Origin of the sequence: Mesorhizobium sp. M7D.F.Ca.US.004.03.1.1 (assembly GCF_003998635.1) — a bacterium.
GTDB classification, from domain to species: Bacteria; Pseudomonadota; Alphaproteobacteria; order Rhizobiales; family Rhizobiaceae; genus Mesorhizobium; species Mesorhizobium loti.
This window is the reverse complement of the sequence record NZ_RZQG01000199.1, coordinates 1-7,891: the sequence shown is the minus strand read 5'-3', so window position 1 is coordinate 7,891 and position 7,891 is coordinate 1. Positions and strand designations below refer to the sequence as shown.

5 protein-coding genes and 2 pseudogenes are annotated in these 7,891 nt (G+C 62.8%); 4 read left to right on the top strand and 3 right to left on the bottom strand.

Features of this window, described 5'->3' with window-relative positions; translation table 11 throughout:
- Positions 1-696: pseudogene (locus tag EN935_RS13870) on the bottom strand (MFS transporter); the annotation flags it as partial.
- Between the two features lie 113 nt (positions 697-809).
- Here EN935_RS13870 and EN935_RS13865 point away from each other — a divergent pair.
- The gene (locus EN935_RS13865; protein ID WP_127265341.1) at positions 810-1,568 is read left to right on the top strand and encodes a DeoR/GlpR family DNA-binding transcription regulator; all 759 of its coding nucleotides are present in this window, start codon (positions 810-812) and stop codon (positions 1,566-1,568) included.
- Between the two features lie 196 nt (positions 1,569-1,764).
- The gene (gene aspS / locus EN935_RS13860; RefSeq protein WP_164757843.1) at positions 1,765-3,555 is read left to right on the top strand and encodes an aspartate--tRNA ligase; all 1,791 of its coding nucleotides are present in this window, start codon (positions 1,765-1,767) and stop codon (positions 3,553-3,555) included.
- 114 nt (positions 3,556-3,669) lie between these two features.
- Here the strand turns inward: aspS and EN935_RS13855 are convergent, their stop codons facing one another.
- The gene (locus EN935_RS13855; protein WP_127265339.1) at positions 3,670-4,860 is read right to left on the bottom strand and encodes a hypothetical protein; all 1,191 of its coding nucleotides are present in this window, start codon (positions 4,858-4,860) and stop codon (positions 3,670-3,672) included.
- Between the two features lie 102 nt (positions 4,861-4,962).
- Positions 4,963-5,232, bottom strand: a complete 270-nt coding sequence (locus EN935_RS13850) for a hypothetical protein (protein ID WP_126068768.1) — start codon at positions 5,230-5,232, stop codon at positions 4,963-4,965.
- Here EN935_RS13850 and parC point away from each other — a divergent pair.
- Both parC and EN935_RS42030 read left to right on the top strand, forming a co-directional pair.
- Positions 5,188-7,440, top strand: coding sequence for a DNA topoisomerase IV subunit A (gene parC / locus EN935_RS13845; protein ID WP_127265338.1), 2,253 nt, complete (start codon positions 5,188-5,190; stop codon positions 7,438-7,440). The two genes, EN935_RS13850 and parC, sit on opposite strands and share 45 nt — an antisense overlap.
- A gap of 296 nt (positions 7,441-7,736) precedes the next feature.
- A pseudogene (locus tag EN935_RS42030) lies at positions 7,737-7,891 on the top strand (AI-2E family transporter); the annotation flags it as partial.

Genomic DNA, 7,891 nt, shown 5'->3' with positions numbered 1-7,891 from the left:
CATGTAGATCGCCGACCAGTCGATGCTGGCGCCTTCCATCAGCATCGCGGAGAGCGTCACGGCCACGAGGACGAGGATCGGCAGCGTCGGCCGCGCCAGCACGGGCGCCTTCTCGCCGGTGCCGGCGAAGCGGCTCGGCGCCGGCTGGTAGCCGCCGAGGAACAGCACCATCGAGATCGCGACGATCGGCACGATCAGCGCCAGATGCAGTTGCGGCGATATGCCGAGATGCGCGAGCGCCGCGCCGAACAGGCCGGCGCCGAAAAAGCCCATGCTCCAGAACGAATGCGCGCGGTTCATGATACGGCGCTTGACCAGGAATTCGGTCCGGTCAGCCTCGACATTGAGCATGATCTCGACGCTGCCGATCATCAGGCCGACGGGAAAGAGCATCAGGAAAAGCGCAAGCGGGCCCGGCGCATGCACCGCGATGGCATAGGCAAGCGCCACCAGCGGGACCAGGACAAGCAGCGCGCGGCGGAAGCCGACGCGCTCGAGAAGCGGCGTCGCCAGCGTCAGCGCTGTCAAGGTGCCGATCGGGGTTCCGATCAGGCTGAGCCCGAGGGTGCCATCCTCGATGTTCATGGCGTGCTTGATGTCGGGCAGCCGCGGAAAAATGTTGCCCATGGCGAAGGAATAGATCGCGAACCCGGCATAGACGCGATGTTGGGGGGCAAGGTTGAGGCCAAGGCTCATCGCGGTGCTTTCAAAGGAAGAGAGACTGGCTTTGTCCGGCAGTCGGGCAGGCCCTTCCTTGCATAAACGTGCATAACATGCAAGAACGTGCACAAGCAAAACAGGATCATGCAATGCTGACCGATGAGCGGCATCGAATCATCCGCGACCGCCTGGCGGCGGAGGGAAGTGTGTTGGCCGGCGAACTGGCGACCCGCTTCGGCGTCTCGGAGGACACCGTCCGCCGCGATCTGCGGGAGTTGGCGAAGTCCGGTCAATGCCGCCGCGTCTATGGCGGCGCGGTCGCATCGGCGCCGTTTGCGGATGCTCCCATCAGCCTGCGCGGCGGTCACGCCGTTGAGGAGAAGATGCGGTTGGCGAGCGCGGCTGTGGCGCTGCTTTCCCCTGGACAGTCCCTCTTTATCGACGGCGGCAGCACCAACACCGCTCTCGCCAGGGCCATTCCCCGCGACCTCGAGCTGACAATTGCCACCAATTCGCTCGGCGTTGCCTCGGCGCTGTCCGATCACCCATTGGTCGAGCTGATCGTGCTGGGTGGCAGGTTCGTCCGCGACCTCGGGACCTGCGTCGGCGCCGATACGCTGGCCGCCGTCGCGCAGCTCGGCGCCGATCTGTTCTTCCTGGGCTCATGCGGTCTCGACGCCGCGCGTGGCGTAACGGCGTTCGATCCGGCCGAGGCCGAGGTCAAGCGGGCCATGGCTCGGAACTGCGCCGGCATTGTCGTCGCCGTGACCGGCGACAAGCTGGCAACCGCGGCGCCCTACCGCGTCGCCGGGGCAGAGGCGATCCGCCATCTAGTGGTCGAAAAGACTGCACCGGCCGCAATCCTTGCGGATTTCGAACGTCAAGGCGCCGAAATCCACTTCGCATGAGGGTGGGGCGAGACGGGGCCGGTCACGGCACTTTGGTTTCGGGTTCGGCCGAAGTCCCGGGCTGAAGGCGAAAGAAGCGCAGGCGACCTGCTTGCCTTGACAAATCAGGCCTCCCATGCGCTTTTCGCGCAAATTTTCAGGGCCGGGCCGTGATGCCTCGGCCCGCAACCCAGCACCCCGGACTTTACCAATGACAATGCACCGTTACCGCAGCCATACCTGTGCCCAGTTGAGAAAGAGCGACGTCGGCTCGACCGTTCGCCTGTCGGGCTGGGTGCATCGCGTGCGCGATCATGGCGGCCTGCTCTTCATCGACCTGCGCGACAATTATGGCCTGACCCAGATCGTCGCCGATCCGGATTCGCCGGCCTTCAAGGTCGCCGAGACGGTGCGTGGCGAATGGGTCATCCGCGTCGACGGCGAGGTCAAGGCGCGCTTGCCCGAGACCACCAACGCCAATTTGCCGACCGGCGAGATCGAGATTTTCGCCCGCGAGATCGAAGTGCTGTCGGCGGCCAAGGAATTGCCACTGCCGGTGTTCGGCGAGCCGGACTATCCCGAGGATATCCGCCTGAGATACCGCTTCCTCGACCTGCGCCGCGAGACGCTGCACAAGAACATCATTGCGCGGACAAAAATCATCGCCGAGATGCGCAGGCGCATGACGGATGTCGGCTTCACCGAATTCTCGACGCCGATCCTGACCGCCTCATCGCCGGAAGGCGCACGCGACTTCCTGGTGCCGTCGCGCATCCATCCCGGCACCTTCTACGCGCTGCCGCAGGCGCCGCAGCAGTACAAACAGCTGATCATGGTGTCGGGCTTCGACCGCTATTTCCAGATCGCGCCCTGCTTCCGCGACGAGGATCCGCGCGCCGATCGTCTGCCGGGTGAATTCTACCAGCTCGACCTCGAAATGAGCTTCGTCGAGCAGGACGACGTGCTGTCGACCATGGAGCCGGTCATGCGCGGGGTCTTCGAAACCTTCGCCAACGGCAAGCCGGTGACGCAGAAATTCCAGCGCATCCCCTATGATGTCGCCATGCGCAAATACGGTTCCGACAAACCGGACCTGCGCAACCCGATCGAGATGCAGGCCGTCTCCGATCATTTTCGCGATTCCGGCTTCAAGGTGTTCGCCAACATCCTGGCCAACGACCCGAAGGCCGAGGTGTGGGGCATTCCGGCAAAGACCGGCGGCAGCCGCGCCTTCTGCGACCGCATGAATTCCTGGGCGCAGGGCGAGGGGCAGCCGGGGCTGGGCTATATCTTCTGGCGCAAGGAGGGCGACAAGCTCGAAGGCGCCGGCCCGCTGGCCAAGAACATCGGCGAGGAGCGCACCGAGGCGCTCCGCCTTCAGCTCGGCCTTGCCGATGGCGACGCCGCCTTCTTTGTCGCCGGCGATCCGAAGAAGTTCGTCTCCTTTGCGGGGGCTGCGCGCACGCGCGCCGGCGAGGAGCTGAACCTTGTCGACCGCGAGCGTTTCGAACTGTGCTGGATCGTCGACTTCCCGTTCTTCGAATGGAACGAGGAAGAGAAGAAGATCGACTTCGCCCACAATCCGTTCTCGATGCCGCAAGGCGGCATCAATGCGCTGAATGGCGAGGACCTGCTCGGCATCAAGGCGTTCCAGTATGACATGGTCTGCAACGGCTTCGAAATCGCTAGCGGCGGTATCCGCAACCATCTGCCCGAAACCATGGTCAAGGCGTTCGAGACGGTCGGGCTGGACCGCGCCACGGTCGAAGAGCGCTTTGGCGGCCTCTACCGCGCCTTCCAGTATGGCGCGCCGCCGCATGGCGGCATGGCCGCCGGCGTCGACCGCGTCGTGATGCTGCTGCTCGGGGCGAAGAACCTGCGCGAGATCACCATGTTCCCGATGAACCAGCAGGCCTATGATTTGTTGATGAACGCGCCTTCGGAAGCGAGCCCGCAGCAGCTTCGCGACCTGGCACTGCGCGTTGCTGTGCCCAAGAAGGACGCCTGACCACGCTCGGGCGATGCTTTAGAGAACCGCCCGAACCGATTCTTTCGATTCGCTAATCCCATAAAAAAGCCCGGCATCGCTGCCGGGCTTTTTCGCTTATTGAGATCGCTTCGATCAGTCTTCGTTGGCCTTGACGGTGACGCCGAGCGTCTTCGGCAGGTCGAGCGGGTTGGACATGGCGCCCGCCATGATCAGCGCGAACGGCACTGATGCCGGCGGCTCGGCCGAGATTTCGAGGCTCTTCGGATCGTCGAGATACTTGCCGACCGCGGCCGTGACCTGTGCCGTCAGCTCGGGATTGTTGAGCTGCGCCATGCCGAACGGCACGATCGCCTTGGCCTGGTTGGCGATGTCCTTGCCGGACATGCCTTGCTGCTTGCCGACATAGTCCAGCACCTTGTTGGTCAGCGAATCGTCGTCGAAGCGGATCGAGGCGCTGTTGAACGAAAGCTGCTGCAACAGGCCGAGCATGGCCATGCCTTGCGCCGAATTGTCGGCGCCTTCGGGCTGTGCCGCCATCTTCTTCTGCATTTCCTGCAGCGACTTGATGAAGTCCATCGTGTAGCCGCCGAGATCGAAGGTCATGCCGAGCGTGCCGGCATTCTCGACGGAGATGTCGTATTTCGACAGTTCCATCTTGCCGTCCGAAGGCTGCCAGGTGCCGGCCATCTCGAGATTGCCCGCGATGTTCTGGTAGCCGAGCGCGTTGATGACTTCCTTGGACTTGGGATCGTCGACCAGCGTCAGGTCGGCGTTGAACTTTTCCGTGGTGGCGGTGAATTCCATCGCCTTGCCGTCCGCCGGCGGCGTGATCTCGATGGCAAGCCCGTCCATCGAGAAGGCGGTCTTGTCGGCAACCTTGACGGTCATGTTCGAGAGTTCGGCGGACTTGTACATCATCAGCGAGCCCAGCGGGCCGGTGGCGCCGTCAGCCGGAACGGTCATGTCATGGATGACGAAGGGGCTGAGATCGAGGGTGACGCCGTCCTTGCTGTGTTCGAAGGCAGCCGTCGACACGGTGGCGATGTCATAGCCGCCATTTGCCTCGGTGACGCCTTCGAGCTTGACGTCGCCGATGGTGAGCGCTTCCTTCTCCGCCGCCGGTTTGATGGCAACGCCCTGCAGCACCATGCTGGTGTTGTCACCGGTCACGCCGGTCCAGGTGATGTCGACGCCCTGGGCGGAAAGTGCTGCCTTCAGCCGGTCGGCAACCGCCGCATCCTGTGCGAGGGCCGCATTCAGCGGCAGGGTGAGCAAAAAGGTAGAAAGGGCGAATTTCCTAAGAGTTGAGCGTTTGATTGTCATCGCAAGGTCCCTGAGAGTGTGCTGAAATTGTTTTTCAATTCTTTGCGCCATCACCATTCCGCGACGAACTGGACGGGAAAAAGGCGTGTCCCGGCACAATGGTCAAAAATCACGGTGAAAGGCAAACTCGATCCCACCGTCTTTGCGCAAACCGGTGAATTTGTCATGAAGAGCCGGTTGCCTGATATCATCGTGCTTGGCCTTAGAACCCGCATGTAACAGGCTGATGTTGGTCGACATCCCTTGGCGGATGGTTTCATGTTGCAGAAGGGTCGGTATGTCGGCCTGCCCCTTGCTGCGAATCACCCGCTCGGTTAGTCCCAGCCCATGGGAAAAAGGCTTTTGCCGCCTGAAAATGGCGGTGGCGATCATATCGAGCCGGTCGATCTGAAGAAGGCGCTGGAAGAGCGCTATCTGGCCTATGCGCTGTCGACCATCATGCACCGGGCGCTGCCCGACGTGCGCGACGGACTGAAGCCGGTCCATCGCCGCATCATGCACGCCATGCGCCTGCTGCGGCTCAATCCTGACCAAGGCTTCGCCAAATGCGCCCGCATCGTCGGCGAGGTGATGGGCAAGTTCCACCCGCATGGTGACCAGTCGATCTATGATGCGCTTGTGCGGTTGGCGCAGGATTTCTCGATGCGCTACCCCTTGGTTGACGGGCAAGGCAATTTCGGCAACATCGACGGCGATAACGCCGCCGCCATGCGCTACACCGAAGCGCGCATGACCGATGTGGCGACCGAACTGTTGTCCGGCATCACCGAGGACGCCGTCGACTATCGGCCGACCTACAACGAAGAAGACGAAGAGCCGGTGGTTTTGCCCGGCGCCTTTCCGAATCTGCTGGCCAACGGCTCGTCCGGCATCGCGGTTGGCATGGCGACATCGATCCCGCCGCACAACGCGGCCGAGCTTTGCGACGCGGCACTTCACCTGATCGAACACCGGGACGCGACGGTGGCGAAGTTGATGGACTTCGTCCAAGGGCCGGATTTCCCGACTGGCGGCATCATCGTCGACAGCCGCGCCTCTATCCTCGAAGCCTATGAAACCGGCCGCGGTGGCTTTCGCGTGCGGTCGAAGTGGATCCAGGAGGACCAGGGCAGGGGCACCTGGAGCATCGTCGTCACCGAAATCCCCTATGGCGTGCAGAAGGCGCGGCTAATCGAGAAGATCGCCGAGCTGCTGATGGCACGCAAGCTGCCGCTGCTCGAGGATATCAGGGACGAGAGCGCCGAGGACGTCCGCGTCGTGCTGGTGCCGAAGAGCCGTTCGGTCGACCCCGGCATCCTGATGGAATCGCTGTTCAAGCTGACCGAGCTCGAAAGCCGCTTCCCGCTCAACATGAACGTCCTGTCGCGCGGCAAGGTGCCCAACGTGCTGTCGCTGAAGGGCGTGCTGCAGGAATGGCTCGAGCACCGCCGCGAGGTTTTGATCCGCCGCTCGAAACATCGGCTTGGCGAGATCGAAAGACGGCTGGAGATACTTGCCGGCTATCTGATCGCCTATCTCAACATCGATGAGGTGATCAGGATCATCCGCGAGGAGGATGAGCCAAAGCAGGTCATGATGGCCCGCTGGTCGCTCACCGACAACCAGGCCGAAGCCATCCTCAACATGCGGCTGCGCGCTCTGCGCAAGCTTGAAGAATTCGAGATCCGCAAGGAATTCGACGGCCTGAGCGCCGAGAAGAAGCAGATCGAGGCATTGCTTGCTTCAAACGAGAAGCAGTGGGCGACGATCAGGTGGGAAGTCACCAACATCCGCGACAAGTTCGGCCCGGAGACCGAACTCGGCAAGCGCCGCACCCAGTTCGCCGACGCGCCCGAGCATGATCTGACCGACATTGCGCACGCCATGATCGAGCGCGAGCCGGTCACCGTGGTTGTCTCGGAAAAGGGCTGGCTGCGGGCGATGAAGGGGCATCTGGCCGATCTCTCGACGCTGACCTTCAAGGAGGGCGACAGCCTCAAGCTCGCCTTCCACGCCCAGACCACCGACAAGGTGCTGGTCTTCACCACCGGCGGCAAGTTCTACACCATCGGCGCCGACCGGCTGCCTGGCGGGCGCGGCCATGGCGAGCCGATCCGCATCATCGTCGACATGGACAACGACCAGGACATCGTCACCGCCTTCGTTCACGATCCGAAGCGCAAGCTGCTGCTGGCCTCGCATGACGCCAATGGTTTTATCGTGTCGGAGGAGGAAGTCGTCGCCAACACCCGCAAGGGCAAGCAGGTAATGAACGTCAAGGCGCCGGACGAAGCCAAGCGCTGCATCCCGGTCACCGGCGATCATCTCGCCATCGTCGGCGAGAATCGCAAGATGCTGGTGTTCGCGCTCTCCGAGATTCCGGAAATGGGCCGCGGCAAGGGTGTACGCCTGCAGAAATACAAGGACGGCGGCCTTCTCGATCTCAAGCCGTTCACGCTGGAGAGCGGCCTCTCCTGGCAGGATTCAGCCGACCGCACCTTCACCCGGTCGCGCGAGGAACTGGCGGAATGGATCGGCGCCCGCGCCTCGGCCGGACGCATGGTTCCGAAGGGGTTCCCGAGGACGGGGAAATTTGGATGACGCTGCTAATCTCCTCTCTCGAGGGGGAGATGTCGCCAAAAGGCGACAGAGGGGGTCGGTACGACTGGACGCGACCTTCTACCTTTGAAAGAGGATGTCGGCTCTCGACGCGCGGCGACCCCCTCTAGCCCGCCGGCCGTTCGTCGTTCGGAAAGCCAAGCAGTTGGCTTTCCGTCCGCTGCGCGGACCACTCCTCAACCCCCTCAAGGGGAGATCCCCAGCCATTTGGACTATCGTCACGATTGCTGCACTATATCAGTGCATAGAAGGGAAGGGTGTTTGGGAGAGGCAGGCGTTTGAAGGAAGCAAGAATCCAGAAACCGGAACGGCAGCAGCGCCTGTTCGGCCTGTCGACGCCGTTGCGGGCGGCCGTCATTCCGCCGCTGTCGGCGGCGCGCTGGCTGCTGGTGCTGATCGTCGCCGCGGGCGTCTATTTCTTCCATGGCTTCCT